General features: G+C 37.4%; 14 protein-coding genes. 3 read left to right on the forward strand and 11 right to left on the reverse strand.

The features are described 5' to 3' along the window. Window positions 1-50: 50 nt before the first annotated feature. The 9 genes from MHH88_RS20220 to MHH88_RS20260 all read right to left on the reverse strand — a co-directional run bounded on the left by MHH88_RS20220 (window position 51) and on the right by MHH88_RS20260 (window position 9,597). A complete protein-coding gene (locus MHH88_RS20220; protein WP_339260280.1) occupies window positions 51-908 on the reverse strand; it encodes a S1-like domain-containing RNA-binding protein in 858 nt (285 codons plus the stop codon). A 135-nt stretch (window positions 909-1,043) separates the two neighbouring features. Next, the gene (mntR, locus tag MHH88_RS20225; protein ID WP_024361337.1) at window positions 1,044-1,463 is read right to left on the reverse strand and encodes a transcriptional regulator MntR; all 420 of its coding nucleotides are present in this window, start codon (window positions 1,461-1,463) and stop codon (window positions 1,044-1,046) included. A gap of 140 nt (window positions 1,464-1,603) precedes the next feature. Further along, entirely contained in the window at window positions 1,604-1,882 is a 279-nt protein-coding gene (locus MHH88_RS20230) for a late competence development ComFB family protein (RefSeq protein WP_024361338.1), read from the reverse strand. 170 nt (window positions 1,883-2,052) lie between these two features. Further along, on the reverse strand, window positions 2,053-4,176 hold the full coding sequence (locus MHH88_RS20235; RefSeq protein WP_339260283.1) for a heavy metal translocating P-type ATPase: 2,124 nt from the start codon (window positions 4,174-4,176) through the stop codon (window positions 2,053-2,055). Further along, the gene (locus MHH88_RS20240) at window positions 4,157-4,528 is read right to left on the reverse strand and encodes a metalloregulator ArsR/SmtB family transcription factor (RefSeq protein WP_069508922.1); all 372 of its coding nucleotides are present in this window, start codon (window positions 4,526-4,528) and stop codon (window positions 4,157-4,159) included. The genes MHH88_RS20235 and MHH88_RS20240 overlap by 20 nt, the downstream gene beginning before the upstream one ends. Before the next feature lie 182 nt (window positions 4,529-4,710). Next, the gene (locus MHH88_RS20245; protein ID WP_339263140.1) at window positions 4,711-7,044 is read right to left on the reverse strand and encodes a penicillin acylase family protein; all 2,334 of its coding nucleotides are present in this window, start codon (window positions 7,042-7,044) and stop codon (window positions 4,711-4,713) included. 230 nt (window positions 7,045-7,274) lie between these two features. Further along, entirely contained in the window at window positions 7,275-8,030 is a 756-nt protein-coding gene (locus MHH88_RS20250) for an exodeoxyribonuclease III (RefSeq protein WP_339260285.1), read from the reverse strand. Window positions 8,031-8,087: 57 nt separating this feature from the next. Continuing rightward, window positions 8,088-9,002: a UDP-N-acetylmuramate dehydrogenase gene (gene murB, locus MHH88_RS20255; protein WP_069508916.1), complete on the reverse strand. Its 915-nt coding sequence runs from the start codon at window positions 9,000-9,002 to the stop codon at window positions 8,088-8,090. A 289-nt stretch (window positions 9,003-9,291) separates the two neighbouring features. Continuing rightward, complete coding sequence (locus tag MHH88_RS20260; RefSeq protein WP_069508913.1) at window positions 9,292-9,597, reverse strand: winged helix-turn-helix transcriptional regulator; 306 nt, start codon at window positions 9,595-9,597, stop codon at window positions 9,292-9,294. A 142-nt stretch (window positions 9,598-9,739) separates the two neighbouring features. On the opposite strand from MHH88_RS20260, the gene MHH88_RS20265 reads away from it, so the two are divergent. Both MHH88_RS20265 and MHH88_RS20270 read left to right on the forward strand, forming a co-directional pair. Continuing rightward, window positions 9,740-10,603, forward strand: a complete 864-nt coding sequence (locus MHH88_RS20265) for a VOC family protein (RefSeq protein WP_339260287.1) — start codon at window positions 9,740-9,742, stop codon at window positions 10,601-10,603. Window positions 10,604-11,307: 704 nt separating this feature from the next. After that, window positions 11,308-11,418 (forward strand): DUF5839 family protein, encoded by a 111-nt coding sequence (locus tag MHH88_RS20270; protein ID WP_339260289.1) that lies wholly within the window; start codon window positions 11,308-11,310, stop codon window positions 11,416-11,418. A gap of 459 nt (window positions 11,419-11,877) precedes the next feature. Here the strand turns inward: MHH88_RS20270 and MHH88_RS20275 are convergent, their stop codons facing one another. Continuing rightward, the gene (locus MHH88_RS20275; RefSeq protein ID WP_339260291.1) at window positions 11,878-12,570 is read right to left on the reverse strand and encodes a hypothetical protein; all 693 of its coding nucleotides are present in this window, start codon (window positions 12,568-12,570) and stop codon (window positions 11,878-11,880) included. A 503-nt stretch (window positions 12,571-13,073) separates the two neighbouring features. Here MHH88_RS20275 and MHH88_RS20280 point away from each other — a divergent pair. Beyond that, window positions 13,074-13,340: a DUF2500 domain-containing protein gene (locus MHH88_RS20280; protein WP_339260293.1), complete on the forward strand. Its 267-nt coding sequence runs from the start codon at window positions 13,074-13,076 to the stop codon at window positions 13,338-13,340. A 26-nt stretch (window positions 13,341-13,366) separates the two neighbouring features. Here MHH88_RS20280 and MHH88_RS20285 read toward each other — a convergent pair whose 3' ends face one another. After that, the gene (locus MHH88_RS20285) at window positions 13,367-15,727 is read right to left on the reverse strand and encodes a bifunctional 2',3'-cyclic-nucleotide 2'-phosphodiesterase/3'-nucleotidase (RefSeq protein WP_339260295.1); all 2,361 of its coding nucleotides are present in this window, start codon (window positions 15,725-15,727) and stop codon (window positions 13,367-13,369) included. Between the last annotated feature and the right edge of the window lie 202 nt (window positions 15,728-15,929).

A 15,929-nucleotide genomic window follows, 5' to 3' on the forward strand; every position in this document is an offset into this window, starting at 1 on the left:
TTTCTTTGCTTATCTCTCGTCATTTCCTTAGTATTTATAAAAGCTACAAGTTAAATTTCTTCTGTCCAGCCATCTTGTTGTTTCACTTTACCAGCCTTCATAAGTGTACCGAGTGCACGTTTAAATGACGCTTTACTCATATTAAACATTTCTTTAATTTCATCTGGCGAAGACTTATCGCTAAATGGCATTTTACCACCAACATCCTGCAAATAGCTTAAAATTTGCTGTGCGTCTCCTGTGATACGTTCATGTTTACGAGGTAACAGAGAGCCATTCATTGAGCCATCTTCTTTAACATCAATAATCCGTACTTCAACATCTTGTCCAAGGCGTGGTTCTGCATAGCGTTCTGATTCATGGACGAAAATACGATATGGTTTTTCTACACCTAGTAAAAATGATCCTACTGGCAATAAACGATAAGGACGGGCAGTAATATTTTTATTATGCATATCATCAAATGCACCTTCGTATAACTCTGAAATCTTTTCTTCTGTTACTAAACGACCAAATAAATCTCCATTGCGATCTGTTCGCAATGTCATATATAAATGGTCACCTGGCTCAGGCCATACTTCTTTTATCGCAGGTAGGTCCTCCGCTTTAACCAGCACTTCTCGTGAAGTACCAATATCAACAAAAGCACCTTCGCGCTCTACAACGCGAAGAACACGTGCCCAGCCGTATTCGCCTTGGGCAAATGCCGGAATAGCAGTAGTGGCAGCTAAATCACCACGGCGATCCGCAAATAAAAATACTTCAATACGATCCCCAACAGCTAGTGGTTCTGTAACTTCTGAAGCATTTAATGGCAGTTCAACTACGCCATTTGTTAAGACCCATTTCGATGCTTGTTGCTCTAATACAGTTAAAGTAACAACTTCACCTGATTTTAATTCGTTCATAATGTCTTCCTTTCCTTTTACCATCAATTTCGCAAATATAAAAGCCCCGTATACAATCGTCATAGCTTAGCGCGGGTTCACACAACGAAACGAAGAGATTATCGTCTTTACATCCTTATGAATAAGCTATTCCCTCTATAGATTGTGTTGTGTTCTAGATGCTTCTAATTTTTTTGCGATATCTGGATTTTCTTCCATTACCTGCACAAGATCTGCAATACGATCAATTGAATTCCAACTCAAATGATGCTCAATTCCTTCTACATCATTGTAAATACGCTCTTCATCTACACCAATGATTCGCAAAAATTGCTCTAGCAGTTCATGTCGCTGCACAAGACGTTTCCCAAGTTTTTCTCCTCTTGGCGTCAATGTAAGCCCACGATATTTTTCATAAACTAAATAACCATCTTTATCTAATTTTTGAACCATCTTAGTAACAGAAGAAGGAAGAACAGATAATGCTTCAGCAATGTCAGACACACGAGCATAACCTTTATTAGCAATCAATAAATATATTTGTTCGATATGGTCCTCCATACTAGGTGTTGGCATATCTAATTCCCTCTCTTTCCTATTCTTACTCTTTAGTTTACTACAAGCTTGCCTTAAAAGTTAACTGAAAATACATAACCAAGATAAACACTTCCTTGAAACATAAATAGAGCCTACTTCAATGTAGAAGTGGGCTCTATCTAATGTCGAGGATGCTTATTTACCACATGTAATGCACGAATAATTTCTCTGTTAATCAGTTCAATATTCTCAGGAGTATTCATGGCTTTAAATGCTTCATCTCGCTCTTCTTTAGATGTAACATACTTACTAGGCAATGCATTTAATGCATAAGCCACTGTTTGAAATTCACAGATTTGACATTTACAAAATGTTTGGTATTCTGGTCCTCGCAGTAGAAAACTTACTAAACCACGCACAATTTCCTCTGTAACATTTACTAAAATAGGTTCTGACATATAAAACTTTCGCCTCATTTATAATGTATTGTTACATTTTTACACAATTAATAATAGCGTGAAATTTAGCCCTTTTCAAGAATCGCTAGTAGCATCTATACAACAATTATAAATATACATTGCAACGATTATTTACCTACAAAATTACAGCAATCACATCATTATACCTATTATTTCTTTTGTTTTATAAGCCTTAAAGAATTAAAGACAACGAGTAATGTTGCGCCCATATCGGCAAAAATGGCAATCCATAATGTTAACCATCCTGGAATCACAAGCAATAAGGCAATTAATTTTAAGGCTAGTGCAAAAATAATATTTTCTTTAATAATTCGTAATGTTTTTCTGCTTAATGCCATTGTATAAGGTAGTTTTGTTAAATCATCGCCCATTAATGCAATATCAGCTGTCTCCAACGCAGCATCTGTACCCGCACCACCCATAGCGATACCTACATTCGCGGAAGCTAATGCTGGCGCATCATTAACACCATCCCCGACCATCGCAACTGCTCCGTACTGCGTGCGTAAGTCTTTAATAGCAGATAATTTTTCAGCGGGCAGTAAGCCTGCTCGCACATCACTCATACTTAAAGTAGTGGCAATTGCTTCAGCAGTTGATTTTGCATCACCCGTTAACATCACAGTATGTTTCACCTTTAAAGCACTCAACTTTTGCAGTACTTCTTTACTTTCAGTCCGTAATTGATCGGCAATCGCTATAATGCCAATAAAGTGTCCATCTTGAACAGCCGCTACTACGGTCTTACCCTGTTTTTGCAGTTTTTGAACCTGTTCTTTCATCATTTCATCAACTGGAGCTAATGAAGTAATCCAATTCATGCTACCGACATAGACCTTTTGACCATCCACTGTTGCATAAGCACCCTTACCTGTTACGGATTGAAAATCTGTAGGTATAAGCTCTGGCAGTTGTTTGTCATGTAATGCCTTTAAAATAGCTTTAGCTAATGGATGTTGCGATTGTTTTTCAACAGCAGCCACCAATTGCAATACATCTTCCTCTAGCATTTCCGTCGGAGTAAAAATATCTGTTACGGCAGGTGTGCCCTTTGTTAATGTACCTGTTTTATCAAAGGCAATAGCATCTATATGGCCTAATTGCTCTAAATGAATACCACCTTTTATTAGAACGCCTTGTCTTGCAGCATTCCCAATAGCGGTTACGATAGCTACGGGAGTTGACACAACAAGCGCACAAGGACAACCAACCACAAGCACTGCTAATCCTTGGTAAATCCAATGTTGCCAATCCCCTACAAATAAAGGTGGCATAATCGCTACTAGCAACGCTACTAGCATAATGATTGGTGTATAGTATTTCGCAAAACGATCGACAAATTGTTGCGAAGGTGCCTTTTCAGCTTGCGCCTCTTCTACTAAATGAATGATTTTCGCAATCGTTGTATCCTCTACACGTTTCGTCACACGTACTTCTAATGCGCCTTCTTCATTTAACGTTCCAGCAAATACCTCATCACCTACTGATTTATTGACTGGAATCGATTCTCCTGTAATAGCAGCTTGATTGACTGCAGATAGCCCAGTGAGCACAATGCCATCCATTGCAATTTTTTGGCCTGGTTTCACGACTAAAATATCGCCAATTTCAATCTGGTCCGTTGCTAATTCCATCTCATGGTAATGCTCGCCATGCGCTCGTTTAATCGTGGCAGTTGGCGGAGCAATATCCATCAATTGACGAATTGATTGTCGTGCTTTATCCATTGAATACGCTTCAAGCGCTTCACTTACTGCAAATAGAAAGACTACAACAGCCGCTTCTTCCCACTCCCCAATAATCGCAGCACCAATTATTGCAATGGTCATAAGCGTCTTCATATCAAACTCAAATCGTGCAAGATTGCGTAAGCCTGTTTTAAATATCTTTACGCCCCCAACAAAAATCGCAATGATAAACATAGCAATCGTCCACAAGTCTTCTTCTCCACGAACAGAAGATAATAGATAGCCAACTACAACGAATAGCAGGGATACGCTAGCTAATATGTTCTCGGTTTTTTTATAAAAAGGAATGCTTGCTTCACTTGCTTTAGCCGTAGATTGTGAAACTTTAATGCCGTCAAATGCTCCTGCTTCTTCAATTTGATCGACGCTAACTGCTCCTACAATCGTGATTTTGGAAGCTCCAAAATTGACTTGTGCATCTTGTACGTCAGGTATCGCTTTGACATTTTTTTCGAATTTAGCTGCACAACTAGCACAGGACAAGTTTTGCAATCGGTATTCTTGCTTAATCGGTGTTACTGCCATTCGAAATCCCTTCTTTCGCATGTTCATAAGCAATCGTTACAATTTGGTATACGTGTTCGTCAGCTAAAGCGTAATACATTTGCTTTCCCTTACGATGCGATTTCGCTAAACTATGATCTTTTAAATAACGTAAATGGTGTGATGCAGTCGCTACAGATGACCCAATTATTGTCGCCACATCACAAACACATAATTCATTCTCTACAGTTAAGGCATACGCTATTTTGAGTCTTGTTTCATCAGATAATGCCTTCAAGAATTTTGCTACACCTGATAAGTCAGGCATTTGCTGTTGAACCCTTGTCACCGCTTGCTCATTAATATGCGTCACTTCACAGACTTCTTTTGCCATTCCCTCACCTCATTCAAATACTCGTTTGACTGTTTTTAATATAGCATATTATTCCATCATATTCAAACAGGCATTTGAATGTATATGATTACTATCACGAAAATATAATTTAAATATGTTTTAAATTGTTTGGGTGACTGGCACAATAAAAAACCAGCGCAAGCTTTTCTTGCGCTGGCATTTTATTGTGCCTTTAATAATACTGTTTTACCTTTAATCGCTTCCTTGTTAACAAAGGTTTCGTGATAATTTCCATTTGCCCAGTCCATCACCTGATCTTGATACCAGTCCGATTTGACATGACCGCTTTGACCCGGTCCGACAATATGGTAAGCAGAGCTCAAATTACCGACATCCGCAACAAAACGCCACGATGCTCCATGATTTACGTTGCCGGCTAAATCATTATCGGCAGCCTGTACCGTCACCTTCGAGCCACCAATTGGCACCTTCTTCGCATTAAAGTATGCGGCAAATATCGGAGAAGCACTACCTAATGTGTGATCAAACGTTAATTGGTGGAAGTCACCCCATTGCCACTTCGACACATTTTTTCCGAACTGTCCCTCAATTTTTGCAACAGTACGCTCAAACGCCTCAAAGACTGTGGCATCAACACCGCCTTGCTCTTCAATCCAAACACTTTTCTCGCCTGCATATGCTTTACGTAGAAGTTGATCCGTAATATTGAATTTCCCGTACATCATGTTATACATATCCTCTGGCATCTGTTCCTTAAACAATACCTCTTGTATTTGTACCATTAACGTATGGAAGACTAACGGGGCTCCCAACTCTTTTGCATCTACCATATTCCAATCTTCTAATAACGCAATGACCTTTGCATATTTTCCGTTCTTATCCATCGTTTTGATAGATGCTAATAAATCCGGTAAAAATTCACGAGCATATAAATTATGTTGATCCATTTGTAAGTTCATCATATCTTTAACCGTTAATGAATCATTAGCCTCTAGCACTTCCTTAATTCGTTCAAAGCGATATGGCTGCGCCCAAAAATCCGTAATATGATACGGATATTCCTCACCAATTACTTCATTATTGGCGGTAGCAATAAAGCCCTCCTCTGGATTAACAACAGTCGGTAACTCATCCCACGGAATAAAGCCTTCCCAACCATAGTCACTTGAATCACCTGGCACAGGTAATTGTCCATCCCCTTGCTTTCTTAATGGAATTTGCCCATTAGCTTTATAAGCGATTGTGCCATCCTTAGATGCAAAAACAAAATTTTGGGCAGGCGCTTTAAAATCTTCTAATGCTTGCTCAAACTCATGCCAAGAGGAAGACTTATTAAAACCGAGCACTGCTCGTAATTCAGCGGTTGGCTGTAGTGCTGTCCACTGCATTGAAAACTGGGCTGAAGGCTTCGTTTCTTTAAATACTAGGTCTGTTATAATCGGGCCATGCCGTGTAACAAGGACTTCAAAATCTATCGTTTCGCCATCCTTTACCTTTATCGGTTCTTTGCGCACCTCTGCTTGTTCCCACTCACCGTCATAACGGAATTGCGTTGGATTATCTGGGTTTGGCATTTCAATATATAAATCTTGTACATCAGGGCCTACATTCGTTACACCCCATGCAATTTCATCGTTATGACCTAAAATAATTCCTGGAATACCTGCAAATATAACACCGCTTACATTTTGCTCTGGCGATTGTAAATGCATTTGATACCAAATAGATGGTGTACTTAGCCCCAAATGCGGATCATCTGCTAGTATCGGCTTACCTGATTTCGTTTTATCGCCAGATACAACCCAGTTATTACTGCCATTAAATTCATTTGGCAATAATGCAGGATTAAATTGCCCTGCCACTGAAACAGGATTTTCTTTATTTGCTTCTATAATCGATGACGCATTTTCAGGATACGTAATAAATAATTCCTTCGCCTTTTCTTCATCGAAGTTTTGTAAAGCCCAATGTCGGAAAGCGAGTGTATTCCAATTGCCCCCTAAATCGTATGCCATATATTTTCCGATGGTTAAAGAGTCTACAACCGTCCACTCTTCTGGCTCGTAACCTAGTAACGCAAATTCATAACTTAACGTATTCGTGCTCTTTGCCTGTTCAATAAAGGTGTTCACGCCCTCTGCAAACCATTCAAGCACTTGCTTGCTTTCGGCATCGTACGCTGCCAATGATTTTTCAGCCGCATTTCGTAAACTAAAGGTACGGAAATACTTATCTGTATTAATCGTTGCCTCACCAATAATTTCTGACAGACGGCCACTTGCCTGCCTACGCGCTAAATCCATTTGAAACAGCCGATCCTGCGCCTGTACATAGCCTTGAGCACGATATAAATCTGCATCTGTCTCGGCAAATATATGTGGAACTCCTTTGTCATCCCTTGTCACCGTCACATCTTTATCAAGCATGTTAACCGTGAGCTCTCCATCAATAATCGGTTTTGATTTATTCATAAACCATGTAAAGACAATGAAAGATGTTATGGCGACTACAGCCAACACACTAGCGATTATCATTAACCACTTTTTCCACTTAAACTTTCTCACCTTACAACCCCCTCTTATGCAATATATTCTTTATTTGACGCATCAAATCCTTTCCTCACATCTGAATAACCTCCATTTTTTTGCGAATTTTGCTGTATTACACATCATTTTTCTACATATAAACCTTTTGGACAACAGTAAAAACCGTATGTCCTAATAGACATACGGCTCACATAGTTCGGTGTCAGGCACGCAAACAATTAAATAGTTAGTTGAAGCTCGATTGGGCAATGATCACTACCCATTATATGCGGATGAATAGTAGCTACTTCAATTTGGTCCTTTAAACGGGCTGATACAATAAAATAGTCAATGCGCCATCCAATATTTCGTTCACGGACTTTATTCATATAGGACCACCATGTATAATGATCAGTCACTTCAGGATGCTTATAACGGAAAGAATCAACAAAGCCACTTGCTAATAACTCAGACATTTTGGCACGTTCCTCATATGTAAATCCAGAATTGCCTACATTCGACTTGGCATTTTTCAAATCAATCTCAGCATGTGCGACATTTAAATCACCGCCATAAATAATTGGTTTTTTGGCATCAAGTTCTTTTAAATACAGCGCTAATCGCTCCTCCCACTCTAGCCGAAGCGGTAATCTTGCTAAATCGCGTTGAGCATTTGGTGTATAAACATTTACTACATAAAAGTTGTCATACTCCAATGTAATAATTCGCCCCTCGTCCTGCGATTCATCCTCACCCACACCGTAGTGCACAGCTAGTGGAGTATGCTTTGTAAAAATTGCAGTACCAGAATAGCCTTTCTTTTGCGCGTAATTCCAATATTGCTCATACCCTTCGAGTGCTAGTTCAACCTGCCCTGCTTGGCATTTTGTTTCTTGAATACAGAAAAAATCCGCATCCATGCTTTTAAAAAAATCTAAAAAACCTTTCCCTAAACAAGCACGTATACCATTAACATTCCAAGATATAAATTTCATTTGTTCACACTCCTCAAAAAAACGCCCTTCGCCATTAGCGAAGAGCGGCATTATTTTTTATAAGTCGTCACCGACAATTTTCACTTCTGTTTCTAAATCAATACCGAACTTTTCTTTTACCACTCGTTGTACCATTTCAATCGTTGCGATATAGTCAGAAGCTGTAGCATTTCCTTTATTGACAATGAAGCCGGCATGTTTTGTGGACACTTCTGCATCACCGACCCCTTTACCTTGTAGACCGCTATCCTGAATAAGCTTGCCTGCAAAGTGTCCTGGCGGGCGTTTAAAAACACTGCCTGCTGAAGGGTACTCTAATGGTTGCTTTGATTCACGTTGAAACGTTAAATCAGCAATCTTTGCATCAATTTCTTCCTGTACACCTTGAGCTAATTGGAACTCTGAAGACAGTACATAATAACCTTTTTTGGCAATGCTACTTTGACGGTAACCTAATTCAAGCTCTTCTTTTGATAGTATTAAAATATTTCCCTCTTTAGTTAGTACTTTAGAAGAAATAATAATATCCTTTATTTCGCCACCATAAGCGCCTGCATTCATCGCCATCGCTCCACCAATGGAGCCTGGGATACCACACGCAAATTCAAAACCGGTTAGAGATGCAGCAGCGGCTAGTTTTGATACGTCCTTAATTAGTGCTCCGCTTTGTGCGTAAACATGATCACCATTTATATGAATTTCATCTAAATGTGCAAATGTCACAACAATCCCGCGCATGCCTCCATCCCGGACAACCATGTTGGATCCATTCCCTAACATCAATAATGGAATATTATTTATATGTGCATAGCGAATAACTGCAATTGCTTCTTCCTCTGTTTCAGGGAGAACAAAAACATCCGCTTTACCACCTAATTTTGTCATTGTATAATGCTGTAATGATTCATCTAGCTTAATATTGGCTGGATTTATATTTTGTGCTAAATCCGCAGCCCATTGTTCTTTTGTCATGAGAGCTAATTCCTTTCTACCGTCCTTCTTACTCTACACTAGTATGGATTTAGAACCTCGTTTTGACAAGTAAAATGAAGGGTATTTTTTGCGCATTTTCGGGCAGCATCATGTCCTATTCAGTTATACGCTGCAATAATCAGTATATCCAGAACCTTCTAGCTACCCGATTATTTCAATAAAATCATCTATGAAAGATACGACTTTCATAGGATGGAGCTGCATCTTATGACGCTTTCACACTGAAATCACTGCACAAAAATTAACTTTGTAAATAATCTTTCCATTACTATAGCCAGTTAGTTGCCCATGACTCAATATTTCGTATAGCGCCTTCTAACGCTCGGCCTTTATCTGTTAAAGAATATTCTACACGTACAGGCACCTCTGAATATACTTTTCGTTCAACAAGCCCCTCTTTTTCAAGTTCCTTTAAACGCTCAGATAATAAACGACCACTTACAGGCAATGCCGATTCAATCTCATTAAAGCGCTGTGATCCGTCTAATAGTTGATATAAAATTAGCCCAGTCCAGCGTTTTCCGATTAAATCCATTGCCTTAGCTAAACGAGGACATAAAGTTGTCTCATTCATATTTTTTCACCTCTTATGTATTCTATTGTAACGATTAATTTAGCAAAAGTAAATTTAAAGTAACTTATTTACTTGACGTAACATATTTACTATTTTATATTTAATTACAAAAAGTAACTTAAAATTGGAGGATTTATTGACAATGACCTATAAAATTGATGCACAATTAGAGTTAGAGCATTTACATTTACTTGTACAATCATTAGAGACAATGACTGATTTCTATAAAAAACTAGGGCTTCAAATACTTCATCACACACCAACACAAGTGTCATTTTCTATCCCAGGTAATACAAAACCTATTTTAGTATTGTCAACAGGAGAAGGAGTGAAGATTCGTCCACCTCGTACGACTGGTCTATTCCATTTTGCTATTTTAGTTCCTTCTCGACAAGACTTAGCTTATGTGATTGGCAACTTATTGAATACAGGTATACCTATAACAGGGGCTGGTGATCATATTTATTCAGAAGCGTTTTACTTAAATGATCCGGAAGGTAACGGTATAGAAATCTATCATGATCGCCCTCGTGCTGAATGGCTAAGTGATGGTCATGGTGGACTGATAACCGGAACAGAGGCTGTTGATATAGAAGGTTTGATGGCATTATATGACCGTCAGCGTCCTTGGACAGGTTTCCCTAAAGGAACTGTATTAGGTCATATGCATTTAAATGTGAGCAATATTAATGATGCAACAACTTACTTCTATATAGATGCACTTGGTTTTGATATTATGACTAACTTCCATGATAGCGCACTATTCATGTCTGCTGGAGGTTATCACCATCATATTGCGGTAAACATCTGGCAAGGTGTCGGTGCACCAGTACCAGCAAAAAAAACAACGGGTTTGCTTAGCTATACATTATCTCTTTCTTCACAAGATGAATTACAGAAGCTACTGGCTAATTTGAATGACAAACAAATCCCCTATACATTTGAAAATGAACAGTTAGTCGTTGTAGATAACAATGAAGATGCAATGATTTTCTACGTTCGTTAATGATTTCAAATTATAATAAAACGAAAGATTTTCATTAAAAGTCATATCTTTATTAGGAAAATTGGCGTCATGTTGCGATTTATTATAGAAGTACCCTAATGAATTAAATACTTCTCATATGGATGTATCACGTGTATTTAAAAGTTTCCTAAGCTCTTTTAACGACTTTTTACTTGCAATAAGCTCAGAAATATTGCCGTTTTTTTGTAAGCTCTAACATACTATTCACTCTCCTAATAGGTGATAATATATTAGTTAACTAATAATACTATTACTTTTCTCCGTGAAATGCACCCATTTCACGAAAAAAAAGAGTAGCGCTTTTTATATAATGATTCGTCAAAAACTAAAAGCTAGCTTGTACAAAACGTATTTGATGGTGAAACATTGGAGAAGCGTTTGAAAGCAATGGCACAAGGTTGAAATCGATTAATGAAATATAAAAAAGTATCTCAAAATATGATTGACTTCATTCGATCAACAGAAGTACCGCCAATAAAAAAAGATAGTTCGTATAATCAGCACATGCGTTAGGAAAATCAATAAAAGTTGATGATTGGAGAGAATGTAGATGGAGAATAATACACTTTCTGGATTTCATATCAGAGGCATTGAAATTATATCCAAAGAAATATACGTGGCATATCCCTAAACATTTACGTGAATTTAATATTTAACCTGGTGATATTGTTGTTGTTGGAAAAGTGAAGTCACCCTTTTTAGTAGCAGAAGTTTTTCAGGAAGAATTAGAAAACACAGGAAAACGATATAAAAGAATTATAGGCGTTTTGGAAAAAGCGCCAGTAAAAAATTAAGTAAATAAAAAAAGATTGAGAGTAGCAAAAGCCGCTCTCTTTTTGTTTTGATAGGGGTTCATTTCTTATGTAAACAAAGTCGAAAAAATTGACTTTGTCTACTTCTTTGGTTTGAATCAAATATACAGCCATTGAACGGTCATTTTAAAAACTCTTTAATATCCGTGTTTCTTGAGGTGTTTTACATTAAGAAATGCTTTTAAGAAAATAAAAGAGTGTCAGACCTTACTCATTTTCTACTTGAAATTTAGTTTGTCGACACTCTAGTAAATATTATTTTCGAAACATGATAGCAACAGCTAATGAAGATAAACCTACTACAATAGCTATTGGAATCGAACGAGCGGCTAATGCATCTGCTATATAATTTGATTGAATAACAATTATAAAACTGATCGATGAAATTATGAGTATAGTAAGCAAAAACCATTTAACAATCTGTTGAATCACTTTAAGAACCTACTTTCTATCAACTGAATAATGTTTTATAGCTGGTTTTCCTACACTACCGTAGTATGTTTTAGTCCATAACACACCATCCCAATTGGATCTGCGTTCTTGTACAATTTTTACTCTATGTGTGTGTCTTCCTTGCTTATAGTAAAAATCTCTACTAGAATAACCTGCGTTAGGACCCGATAAAACAACTTTTTCAGTTATTTTTTTGCTGCCCGATGCACTGAAACCGAAAGAAGATTTAACTGTTGGTAAAGCCTTACTCGGAATATCACTACTAAATGTGCCTGAAATAGTAGCTGATACCTCTATTGAACTTTCATAAGACATACCTCTTGCAACACTCATAATAAAATATGGTCTTGATAACCAAGACCAGCTTTGAGTTATACCCTGATCATAAACTAAATACGTGTCATATTCCCTATAATTGTCGAGTTTTTTGATTTCATCTAAGTTCTCTTCTATGTAGTATCCAATTAATACTTCGTAAACTCCATCATAGTTTTCTGTTACGGGTTCCGAAAGTTCAATATAGTTATAACCATCTAGAGTGCTTCCTGTCAGAAACTCAATTTCATTATCTGGAATTTTGTTATCCATGAAATTTGTTTCTGCTTTAGCAATATTAAGTGATCCAAATACAGTGAATATCAAAGTTGTCGCAATAATTAAAGACCAAATCTTTCTTATCATTACTACCTCCCTTTTTATTGAATCTCCTTTTTTTAAAAAGGTAACATGAGAATATTAAAAAAGTAATAATATTTTGTAAAGATTTTGTTACAGAATATTAGTAGAAAACACTATTTGCAGGAGGTCTATAATCGTTCTTTTGCAAAATAAGCTTTCTTTATCTCTACTTAACAACGCTAGACGATTCGTTTTGATGTATTGACTGCTCACTGAAATCGCTGCATCTAATAATTGATACATAATCACTTCTAATCGCGCGTGAGACACCTCTACATTCGACGTTGATATAACAGCGTTTTGAGCCAAATTCTGATGTTTACTTAGATGTTTAAAGTCCTTTTTAGATTGCCATGTCATAAGCAGTTAGACGGTAAATACTACTTAAAATACTTTCAAAATTAGCATGCTGCACATCAATGACACGACAACCACTATTCGTTTTCCTTAATTTTTTTCATCGTCTTCGGTACATTTGCCTTCGTTATACTTAACGGCATTAGACAATGGGCAAAAATAATAATTCACCTGAATTAACAGTACCATACAAAATTGTTACAAAAAGGACAGACACACGTGGCGGTTCAGGTTATACTAGTGCTCACACCTCCTACTATGTAACTTTTGAAGTTCAAAGTGGGGAACGTTTAGAGTTAAAGCTCAATGGTCGGAACTATGGACAGCTAGCTGAACATGACTTTGGCATACTACCGTTCCAAGGTACTCGCTTCAAAGCATTTGAACGCCAAAAAAGGGAGAGCTACGATGAATAATCGTGCTCTCCTTTTGGTATGCAGCATTATTTAATTAAATATTTACCAAAGCCGCCTTCTGTATCACCAAGGTACTCAATGTTGCTACCTGCTGGAATAACTTTTTGGGCTTCCTTCGCTGAATGATAAATAATCTTCGTATTAGCTGGGAATGGTACAAATGACCAATTATTATCAGCAGCAGGGTTAATCGTTTTGTTTGCCATAATATAGTCCACTACTGCTTGACGGTTTTCATAAGCATAGTTTGTCACATTTGTGCCTTCTGCATTTTTAAATGTTGCCCCATAAGAGCCGCCAACACGATAATTATTTGTGATGATAATGAATTCTTGCTCTAAATCAATTGGCTTGCCATTATATTGTACATTTTTAATACGGTTTGCTTTGCTGTCTACAACATTACCACGACGATCGTATTTTGCTGGTGATGTTACATCAATTTGATATGTTAAACCATCTAATACATCAAAGTTGTAAGAACGTGCCTCAGCATCAATAATATTTTGTTCTTCCGTTTTCTTCGGATCAATTGTTGCAAAAATACCAGCAGCCATTTCTAACCATTCAATAGCTTGCGCACCAGTTACCTTAATTGTTGCAACAGTGTTATCGTAATGATAGATATCCGCCATGTTTTTAATAGCAAGTGGGCCTACAGGAATATTGGTGAAGTCCGCAGGGTTATTGCGAGAGCCCGCTTTGAAAGGAGCGCCCGCAGATAGGATTGGTGTATTTTCATCTGCAGTCCCTTTTAATTCTTTTTCAATAAACCACTTTTGAGCTTGTGTTACGATTTGAATAGAAGGATCATCTTGAACCATTGAGAAATAACTGTGAATTGGTGCAGTTGTTTCACCAACAGCTTGACGAATGTAAGTTAATGTCCCTTCATGCGCTTCATTAATAGCGTTTAACACTGTTTGCGATGGTTTCAATCCTTCTTGTTTAATAGAGCGAATGGAACCTTGTCCATCTGTCACAACCCACTTCGAACCTTGTTGTTCTAGTGTTAAATCAATCACGCCAAGGTGACTACCATAACTACCTGCCATAACAGTAGGCACACCATTAATGGACCCTTTTTCTTGATCGACATTTTTAAGGTCCTTGTAGTCGCCTGGGAATGTCAAATGAGAGTGACCTGTAATTAAAGCATCAATACCTTCGATTTCAGAAATTTGGTATCCTACATTTTCAGCACCTTGCACATTCGTATCTTCACCGATACCGGAATGAGAAAGGACTACAATGACATCTGCACCTGCTTTTTGCATTTCAGGAACAACTTCTTTTATTGCCTCTACAGGCTCCTGCATTTCTACTTTACCTTCTAGATGAATAGCATCCCATTCAATAATTTTCGTTGGTACAATACCCGTTACACCCACTTTAAGTGTATGTTTTTTACCTGTATTGTCTACAACTTCTTTATCAAGCAGAACAAATGGTGTGAACATATGTTTTTTTGTTTTTGCATCATACGTGTTGGCATTCACTACTGGATATTGCGCATCATTTAATACTTCTGTTAAAAAATCTAAGCCATAGTTGAATTCGTGATTACCTAAAGTACCACCATCATATTTTAGTGCATTTAAAGCGGCAATAGCTGGATGAACCTCACCTGGCTTTAACACATTTTCTAATGCTTTATAAGAACCTAGAGGCGTACCTTGAATTAAATCACCATTATCAAATAATAATGTATTCGGATTTTCTGTACGTGCTTGTTCTATTAGTGAAGCCGTGTTCGCTAAACCGACGTCAGCAGATTCAGCATCTAAGTAGTAGTTATAGTTTGCTAAGTTAGTATGAATATCTGTTGTACCTAAAATTTGAAGAGCTACCGTTGTTGAAGTTGCAGGTGCTTTGTATTCAGCTACAAAACGGTCAACAATACTTTGCATCTGTTCAGTTGTTACATAGTCACGAGGACGAATGGTATTATCTTCGAAGCCTTGTAATAGATTTGCTGCTACAGCATTGGCTAAATCTTGCTTATGTGTTTCAGCTACTTGATCTGCGTCCTTGAATTTATCTAAGTCACTAAGTGGCGCATTGTTTGTTACTAATCCACGGGCAGAAATTACAAAAGCTTGTTGGCGTGTTAATTTATCGTTCGGGCCAAATAATGTCGCAGTTTTACCTTTAATTAGCTTTAGTTCTACCGCTTTTTCCACATAAGGTGCTAAATCCTTAGGAACATCCGTAAAAGCAAGTGATGACCCGTCACCAAGCTCGATGTTCAAGCTGTCTACTAGTTCTTTTACATAATCTCCACGCGTTACATCATTGGATGCAGCACTAGCGGAAACGTTAAATGGAATAACCGTAAAAAGAACAAATAACAAGGCAAATACTGTAGTAATTATTTTCTTATTCATGTAACAACCTCCTTATAAATCTAATATTTTCCTACGATTTCTATTATATTATACTAATCATTAATTTCACTGAACATTTAGACCTAATTGCATGTACTTTTAAACTAATAGCTGAACACTTTACAACCAATTCATATATTCTTACCATTTTAAACTTAATTTTTCACAGTATGTTATTTTATGTAAATTCTTAATAAGCGTG

Origin of the sequence: Lysinibacillus sp. FSL K6-3209 (assembly GCF_037976175.1) — a bacterium.
GTDB classification, from domain to species: domain Bacteria; phylum Bacillota; class Bacilli; order Bacillales_A; family Planococcaceae; genus Lysinibacillus; species Lysinibacillus sphaericus_D.